At 66.9% G+C, this 6955-nt stretch carries 7 protein-coding genes; 2 read left to right on the top strand and 5 right to left on the bottom strand.

All coding sequences use genetic code 11. From position 1 onward, the window contains the following. Window positions 1-2: 2 nt before the first annotated feature. Entirely contained in the window at window positions 3-542 is a 540-nt protein-coding gene (locus LQV16_RS22355) for a TetR/AcrR family transcriptional regulator (protein WP_229996046.1), read from the bottom strand. 68 nt (window positions 543-610) lie between these two features. Here LQV16_RS22355 and LQV16_RS22360 point away from each other — a divergent pair, with 68 nt between their 5' ends. Further along, the gene (locus tag LQV16_RS22360; RefSeq protein ID WP_229996043.1) at window positions 611-2185 is read left to right on the top strand and encodes an MFS transporter; all 1575 of its coding nucleotides are present in this window, start codon (window positions 611-613) and stop codon (window positions 2183-2185) included. Window positions 2186-2266: 81 nt separating this feature from the next. Here LQV16_RS22360 and LQV16_RS22365 read toward each other — a convergent pair whose 3' ends face one another. Continuing rightward, entirely contained in the window at window positions 2267-2746 is a 480-nt protein-coding gene (locus LQV16_RS22365) for a DNA starvation/stationary phase protection protein (RefSeq protein WP_229996044.1), read from the bottom strand. A gap of 624 nt (window positions 2747-3370) precedes the next feature. Between LQV16_RS22365 and LQV16_RS22370 the strand changes: the two genes are divergently transcribed. Then, a complete protein-coding gene (locus LQV16_RS22370; RefSeq protein ID WP_229996045.1) occupies window positions 3371-4537 on the top strand; it encodes a cytochrome P450 in 1167 nt (388 codons plus the stop codon). A gap of 374 nt (window positions 4538-4911) precedes the next feature. Here LQV16_RS22370 and LQV16_RS22375 read toward each other — a convergent pair whose 3' ends face one another. From LQV16_RS22375 to LQV16_RS22385, 3 genes are all read right to left on the bottom strand, one after another. Then, window positions 4912-5421 (bottom strand): hypothetical protein, encoded by a 510-nt coding sequence (locus LQV16_RS22375; protein ID WP_229996047.1) that lies wholly within the window; start codon window positions 5419-5421, stop codon window positions 4912-4914. 358 nt (window positions 5422-5779) lie between these two features. Then, the gene (locus LQV16_RS22380; RefSeq protein ID WP_018775830.1) at window positions 5780-6082 is read right to left on the bottom strand and encodes a DUF4193 domain-containing protein; all 303 of its coding nucleotides are present in this window, start codon (window positions 6080-6082) and stop codon (window positions 5780-5782) included. Between the two features lie 181 nt (window positions 6083-6263). Next, a complete protein-coding gene (locus LQV16_RS22385; RefSeq protein WP_290369413.1) occupies window positions 6264-6758 on the bottom strand; it encodes a GyrI-like domain-containing protein in 495 nt (164 codons plus the stop codon). Window positions 6759-6955 lie beyond the last annotated feature (197 nt).

Genomic DNA, 6955 nt, shown 5'->3' on the forward strand with positions numbered 1-6955 from the left:
CGTCAGCTACGCAGCTTCTCGACGGCGGCCAGCAGGCTCTCGACGTCCGCTTCGACCTCCGGAAGCGGCCCGCCGGGGCCCCGGCCCAGCATGGCGTTGAAGTACAGCCCGTCCCCCATGTACAGGACGGCCTTCGCCATGGCGGGTCCGACGTCGGCCGCCAGCAGTTCCAGCCAGCTCGCCTGGGCGGCGGCGAAGCGGCGGAGGGTCTCCCCGTGCGCCACCTCGGCGAGCCGCGTGGCCGCCACGAAGACCCGGTCCATGGGCGTGTCCGCCCACACCGAGGACCTAATGAAGTACGCCGCCGCCCCTTCGGGGGCCGCCGCCATGGCGGCAACATCCGCAGCCAGATGCCGGTCCAGCCGTTCCAGCAGGACCGCGATCATCGCCTCCTTGGTCGGGAAGTGGTAGAGCAGGCCGCCCTTGGAGACGCCGGCCCGGCGCGCGACGGCGTCCAGCGTCGCGGCGCGTTCACCGACTTCGATGAGCAGGGATTCGAAGGCATCGAGGACGGCCTCGCGGGCGACGGGTTTCCTGGGCATGCCTCCCATCATGCCTGCCCAGCCCTTCATTTCTTAACTGTACCGTCCAGACGGTATAGTTATGTCCTATGAGCATTTCATCGATCACCGCAGCCACCAGCATCCCGGCGGCCACCGGCCCCCGGGCACCGTGGCGCGACTGGGTGGCGCTGGCCCTGCTAATGTTCCCCGTCCTGCTCGTGGCCGTGGACAACACCGCCCTGACGTTTGCCCTGCCGGCCATCGCCACCAGCCTGTCCGCTTCCGGCGTCCAGCTGCTCTGGATCGTCGACGCCTATCCCTTGGTCCTGGCCGGACTGCTGGTCGCTATGGGCAGCCTCGGCGACAGGATCGGACGGCGCCGCCTGCTCTTCGTGGGCAGCGCGGGTTTTGCCGCGGTTTCGGCCGCGACGGCGTTCGCACCGAGCGCCGAATGGCTGATCGCCGGCCGTGCCGGGCTTGGCCTGTTCGGCGCCATGCTCATGCCGTCCACTCTTTCCCTGATCCGCAATATCTTTCCGCAGCCCAACCGGCGCAGGCTGGCCGTGGCGATCTGGGCCGCCGGCTTCTCCGGCGGCGCCGCCCTCGGCCCGATTGCCGGCGGCTGGCTGGTGGAACACTTCTGGTGGGGCGCCGTCCTGCTGGTCGCAGTGCCGATCATCCTTCCTCTCCTGGTGCTCGGTCCGGCGCTGATACCGGAATCCCGCGACCCGAACCCCGGCCGCGTGGACGTGCCCAGCATTGTCCTGTCCCTGCTGGTCATGGTGCCGGTCGTCTACGGGATCAAAACCCTCGCCACCCACGGGCCCGCACCAGAGGCCTTCGCGAGCATTGGAGCCGGCCTGCTCATGGGCTACGTGTTCATCCGGCGGCAGCGGGCACTTGCCCGCGGGGAAGGTACGGCGCCGATGCTCGATGTCAGCCTCTTTGGCAACCGGATCTTCAGCACGGCCATCATCGCCAACGTCCTGGCGCTGTTCTCCTTCAACGGCTTCATCCTGTTCCTGGCACAGCACCTGCAGCTGGTCGAGGGCCAGTCCCCCTCGGCTTCCGGAGTCGCCATGGTCCCGGCCCTCATCGCCACTGTCGTGGCGGGGCTGCTCGTGGTCCCGCTGGTGCGCAAGGTGCGGCCAGGCTTTGTTGTGGCCGGCGGGCTGCTGCTGAGCGCGGCGGGCTATTTCCTGGTGGCGTTCGGCGACCACAGCCATGGCCCGTCTCTGCTCCTGGCCGCGCTGCTGGTTCTCTGCCTGGGGGTGGGCGCCGCGGAGACGATTTCCAATGACCTGATCCTGGGTGCGGCGCCTGCCGACAAGTCGGGGGCCGCCGCCGCCATCTCCGAGACCGGCTATGAAGTGGGGTCTCTGCTGGGCACGGCGATCCTCGGCTCGATCCTGACGGCTTCCTATCAGGGCAACCTCCGGCTCCCCGAGGGGGTGTCCGGGCTCGTCCCGGCAGAGGCCACCAGCCAGGCGGGTGAAACCCTCGCCGGCGCGGTGGAGCTCGCCCACATGCTTCCGGCTCCCCTGGCGGAGGCAGTGACGGCTGCCGCGCGCACGGCGTTCGACTCCGGCGTCCACGTCACGGCGTCAATCGCGCTGGTCCTGATGACCGGGGCCTGCGTCCTCGCCGCCATTGTCCTGCGGACGGTGCCGAAGGCCAAATAGCTTGGACAGCAGCGTCCTGCGCCGGAAGAAATCCGGCGCCGGACGCTGCTGGTTTAGGGTCGGACCGGTGGGAGCCGGTCCCTACTTGTCCTCCGGAGTGGTCACGCTGGCGTTTGCCCGCATGGTCTCGGCATTCACCATCCAGGCATACTGCTCAAGCTTGGCAATGAAGGCGTGCAGGAGGTCGGCGGTGGTGGGGTCTTCCTCATCAACTTCATCGTGAACTTTGCGCATCGTGCCGACGGCCGCCTCGAGGGCCGCGACAATCCGTTCGATGGCGTCCTTCGTGTTGATCAGGCCCGCGGGGAACTCGGCGAGTGCGGTGGACTTGGAAACCGTGGAACTGCGGCCGTCCGGCAGGGCGTGGAGGGCGCGCATGCGCTCGGCGAGATCGTCCGCGAACTCCCGGGCGGCGTCGACGATCTCGTCCAGCTGGAGGTGGAGGTCCCGGAAGTTAGTCCCGACGATGTTCCAATGCGCCTGCTTGCCCTGAACGTGGAGTTCGATCAGGTCCACTAGGACCGCCTGCAGGTTGGCCGTCAGTGTAGGTGTCGCTTTCATGCATCCTCCTCAATAGAACCGGTACCGTGCGGGCCGCGCGCACCATTTGCTGGCACCGCGGCCGATGCTTCCGACGCTACCGCAGGGCAGCGACGGGCCGCGACGGTTCGGGGAGGAATTTCTCGGTCAGCTTACTAAGTCGGCTTACTAACCGTTTCGGGAAGCTGAGACTGCCCCGTTCCTATGTTCCGTTAGGCACGGGCGAGGGAGAGATTCTTGACGCTGTCTGCCCCCTCTTCGCGGGACAGCAGGACCTCCCTGCGGGTCTCTTCGGCGCAGCGGACCATCTGGTCAATGCTTTCCTGCGAACAACGCCGACAGGCCTGCGCCGTCGTCGTAGGGGGCGTCAGTCCGGACCACGTTTAGCGGAAAGCCGGGGTGTTCTCCTCCGTACCGTCGGCAGGACCGGCCGCTTCGTTAGGCGCCGTGGTGACGGGCCGGTTCCGCAGGGTCGGCCGACGTGGGCCAGAATCCCCATGCCAAGGCTGTTGCGCGGTATTAGGGTGGGAGCTGACGGGGCCACGCGGCCCGCCCCGTTGGACGCCTGCTCTGTTGCAGTTCGTCCCTTGCAGTTGGTCCATTGCCAGGAAACGACGGCCGTCCGCCTCGTCAGGAAGGCCAGCCATGGTGCCATTTCCCGCTCTGGAGCAGCCGTTGAACCCGTTTCCCCGCTATGAAGCCATGCGGGACAGTGAACCCGTTTTCCAGGATCAGGAGACCGGGGTGTGGCATGTGTTCCGCTACGATGACGTGCAGCGGGTCCTGTCCGAGCACGCCACGTTTTCTTCCCGGATCGGCGGGGACAACCCCTCCGAAACGGGCCAGCTCTTCGCCGCCAGCCTGATCAACACGGACCCGCCCAGGCACCGCCAGTTGCGTTCCCTGGTGTCCCAGGCGTTCACGCCACGGTCAGTGGAAGCGCTCGGCCCGCGCATCTCGGAACTCACCGACGAGTTGCTGGACCCGGTAGTTGCTGCCGGTTCCGCGGACCTGATCGACCAGCTGGCCTATCCGCTGCCGGTCATCGTCATCGCGGAGCTGATGGGCATCCCGGCCGCGGACCGGGACCGGTTCAAGCAGTGGTCCGACGTGATCGTGAGCCAGACCCGCCCCGGCGCCGACGAGTCCGGCCACATGGCCGCACACCGGGAAATGGCGGAGTACTTCATGGGCATGATCGAGCAGCGGCGGCGCCAGCCGGGCCATGACCTCATCAGCGCGCTCCTCGCGGCCGAGATCGACGGGCAGAAGCTCAGCGCCATCGAGCTGCTCGGATTCTGCGCCCTTCTGCTCGTTGCCGGCAACGAGACCACCACGAACCTGATCGGCAATGCGGTGCTGTGCTTCACCGAAGCGCCGGGCACGGCGGAACGCCTCATCGCCGAGCCTGCCCTGCTCCCGCAGGCGATCGAAGAGGTGCTGCGCTACCGCTCCCCCGTCCAGTCCATGTACCGGATCTCCGCCGTCGACACGACCGTGCGGGGCCTGCCGATCCCTGCGGGGTCGCCGATCGTGGCGTGGATCGGCTCGGCGAACCGTGACGCGGAGCAGTTCCCGCACCCTGACGTGTTCGACGTCGGACGCTCACCGAACCGTCACCTCGCCTTCGGCCAGGGCATCCACTTCTGCCTCGGCGCTCCCCTGGCCCGGCTCGAGGCCAGGATCGCGCTGCAGGCCGTGCTCTCCCGGCTGCCCGGCTTGGCCGTGCGACCCGGGGCGCAGCTGGAGCGGATGGAAAGCACGATCGTCTACGGAGTGAAACAGCTTCCCGTGTCCTGGCTGGCTGCCTGACGGCGAGCGCCGCCTCCGTTGCCCTATCAGTTGTGGCTGCTACGGATTGACTTTGCCGTCCGAATGACAGCCGTAACTGATAGGGCAACGCGGGGCGCTAGCGTTTCCACCGGAAGGGTGTGCCTCCGGCCCATTTCGACACCTAGGGGCACCTCGCTCCGAGCGCGTCGAACCACCTAGGAGTCGAACTGCCCAGGAATGGGCTGCTCGCACGCCCAACTGTCCTGTCAGTCGAAAAAGTACGCGGGTTGGCGAGGTGGACAACTGCATCATCGGCAAGAGCGCAGCGCATTGGTCGCAGCGCACGAGATGCCACCAAAGGCCTTGAGTTCGCAAGTCGCGCAACGCGCCGCGTTGCTCTGCCGCCCCGGCCATCACCAGAAGTGCGCCACGTCCACCACTAGCCGTGACCCGGTGCCCGGCCCGGACAGGGACAGGACCCGGAACGGCAGCCGCGCGCGGACCCCCAGGCCCAGGCTGCTGTACCCTTCGAAGCTGCCCGCCCACGCCACCTGCCGGAACGTCTGGTAACCGGTCACGTCCGCCAGTTCGCCCTTGTTCGCCGGGTTGTAGGTGGGATTGCCGGCGTCGTCGTATGCGGGCGCATTGACCGTGAGCTGGATGAAGGCCTGGCCCCGCAGCGGGATCGGCAGGCCGGACCCGTCCTGCACCACCTCGGGCACGTAGCGGACGGCGTAGCCGGCCACGGGGCCGTTGAGGTCGATGACCAGCCGATCAAAACAGTAATGCTGACCGGTCCGCACATTCACCACCTTGGCCTGGCTCATGGCCGGATCCGTTTTGACCAGCGAACCCCAGACCAGGCCGCAGTACGGGTCCGCGGCTGCCGGAGCCGGCGCAAGCACCCCGAGACCGGCGGCCATCAGCACTGCCGCGAGCAAAGCGTGGATCTTCTTCAACTGGGTCTTCTTCAACTGGGTCCTCTTCAACCCCGCCACCCCCTGGTGCTGCCCGAGCCCTTGAGCTGGCCAAACAGTCAGCGCAGGTCAGACGCTTCCAGCGTAGGCGGCCCCGAACCGGCGGGCGAGGTCCTCATCCGTTTCGGCGCCCAACCGTTAAAGTGGCCCGTTGCTGGTCACGGACGGATTGCACGGACACATCCCGCCAGGTTCCTTCACGAACAGATAACGCCGGCAGCCGCGGGCCACGCCAGGAACGGCGAAGCGCCGGCACCCCCGAGGGTCCGGCGCTTCGTGCGGCCTTGGTGTTGCTGAAAAATTCTTAGCCTTCGCAGTCGCGGCAGTACTTCATGCCGTTCTTTTCAAGGGCCACCTGGGACCTGTGCCGGACCAGGAAGCAGGAGGAGCAGGTGAATTCATCGGACTGCTCCGGTACAACAATGACCGTCAGCTCTTCGCCGGACAGGTCCGCACCCGGAAGATCGATGCCTTCAGCGGTGTCGTTCTCGTCGACGTCGATCACAGCAGTCTGCGCGCCGCCGCCGCGGGACGCCTGCAGGGCCTCCAGCGACTCAGCGGGAGACTCTTCTTCTGTCTTACGTGGGGCGTCGTAATCGGTAGCCATATCGGGGTTCACTTTCGTTGCTGCGCAGCGCCATTTCAGGCACCTCAGTGAAGCAGTTTAGGACATTATGCATGGAGTTGAGGAATAGTGTGGCCAATCAGACACAATGAGTCGGACGGGGCGCGGAAGCCCGGGTCGGCGGCCCCGGGACGCCCCGCGTCCGCGGCCCGCGGTGGGCAGTTCAGGCGACCGTCCAGACCACCAGCGTCTGCCACTTCGCCGGGTCGGGCTCGGCACCGGGATCGGTGAGGTAGTACTCCCACATGGCTTCCCCGGGGCTCGCACCGTCCTGCCGCATCCGCGCCATGATCGCGCCGTAGGTCTGCTGCAGTGATTCGTAGGGCCCGATGTGCATCGCCTCGTAGGCCCGGCCTGCGGGGAGTGCCCCGGCGATGACCTCGGTGTCCGCGCCGCTTGGGTTCGTGAAAGGTGCGGCGAGGGGGAACCCCGCCTCCACGTCGACGACGTCGGTCGGTTTGCCCCGGTACAGCGCGAACGGGGGTCCGGCCAATTGGACATGCTGATCCTGCACCGCACCCATGACGGCGCCGAAGGCACGGCCGAAAAAGTCGCGCAGCGCATTCATCGGGACAGTCTCACGCACCACTGCAGTCGGCTGTTCCTTGAGTTGGGCGGGCTTGATGTCCGGAGCCGCCCCGGGGTTCGTTGGAGTCATACGCCCAGACTCTGCCGCGCCCAATCCGCGGTCTAGGGCCTTACGGCCCGCGCCCACGGAGCGGCCTGCGGCGTGTTCGCCCGCACGTCCGGACTCGGCGCACGTACTGCCGCGAATAAATAAATGAACTTTATTCATATTAGGTCTTGCCCGGCGCGACCATCGCCTAAATACTAAATGAACAACGTTCATTTATG

Source organism: Arthrobacter sp. Bi26 (assembly GCF_918697925.1).
In the GTDB taxonomy this organism is placed as follows: domain Bacteria; phylum Actinomycetota; class Actinomycetes; order Actinomycetales; family Micrococcaceae; genus Arthrobacter.